The sequence below is a fragment of the Pseudoalteromonas sp. AOP7-A1-14 genome, from assembly GCF_052376275.1.
Taxonomy (GTDB): domain Bacteria; phylum Pseudomonadota; class Gammaproteobacteria; order Enterobacterales; family Alteromonadaceae; genus Pseudoalteromonas.
In genome coordinates this window covers 1-762 of the sequence record NZ_JBQSVO010000272.1, presented here as the reverse complement: position 1 = coordinate 762, position 762 = coordinate 1, and the positions used below count along the sequence as shown (strand labels likewise).

Annotated in this window: 1 protein-coding gene; it reads right to left on the bottom strand. The window is 44.4% G+C overall.

What is annotated here, in order from left to right; translation table 11 throughout:
• Positions 1–762, bottom strand: a 762-nt coding sequence (locus ACT3RM_RS18070) for an IS4 family transposase (RefSeq protein ID WP_444511542.1), incomplete at both ends; no start/stop codon positions are given.

Genomic DNA, 762 nt, shown 5'->3' with positions numbered 1-762 from the left:
GCCAGTGTGGCAAGCAGCAACAGTATGTCTAATCGATAGAGTTTGTTTGTCCTGTGCAGATCTGAGCCTAAGCCGAACCTAACACTTTTTTGATCTCGAAATCCTGCTTCTATCTGCATTCTCATACCATATAATTTGAGTACTTTTTCGAGAAAGTGGTGCCTCTTTGGAAGTGAAGAAACGAGTAGCCAAGGCTCCTTATAACCACGTTTTTTATCTCTTTTTAATAACTTATGTCCCTTGCCAACCAGCACTGCATGAGTTTGATATTTTGCACTTTTGGTCAACTCGGTCGCGCCAAGATACTGGCTCTTACGTTGATTGCTCTTGAATAGTGACTGGCATGGAACAAACTCATCGCTGCCCTGCGTTTTCAAATGTGCCGTACCTCGAACACGGCTAATATAATGCCAGCCATTGTTTCGCACGGCTTTGAGCCAAGGAACTTTAAAGCCCGCATCCGTCACAATGACGGGCCGGCAGTCACCCGGCAAAATCAGTTTGAGCATCTTTAAGAACCGTTTTTGAACTTTTGGGCAATGATACTGAAAACTGAATGCACTTTCCTGATACAGGGTCAAAGAACGACCTTCACTGGCAATGCTGGCACGCAGAATACAGTATTTGGTTTGTGTATCTGCATGACTCCAATCAACCAAAATGACGGGATGCTTTTCAGTGACCACAAAACGGCTTAAGCGAACATAAACCGATGTCGACTCACGCAAAAGCTCGTGGTTATTGAGTAGTCGATCAATACGT